The sequence below is a fragment of the Vallitalea sediminicola genome, from assembly GCF_054408565.1.
Genome location: NZ_BTPT01000336.1, coordinates 1 through 213, shown reverse-complemented (window position 1 = coordinate 213; position 213 = coordinate 1). Strand labels below are relative to the sequence as shown.

The window sequence follows — 213 nt, the reverse complement described above, 5'->3', positions numbered from 1 at the left end:
CTGGAGGATTATTTGCATCTATATCAAGAGGAGCATGGATATCTGCTGCTTTCGGTATTGGTATATTTATACTATATAAAAATAAAAAATTGATATTGCCATTTATATTATGTGGATGCATAGCTGTACTTATGATTCCTTCTGTGTCCAATAGATTAAGTTATATGTTTACAGATGAATATAGAGCGAAAGCAGCCAAAGGTGGTAGAATAT

General features: G+C 31.9%; 1 protein-coding gene. It reads left to right on the top strand.

Annotation, left to right across the window (positions count from 1 at the left end):
* The coding region (locus ACX6CF_RS26965) for an O-antigen ligase family protein (protein WP_458788458.1) at window positions 1–213 on the top strand (213 nt) is incomplete at both ends.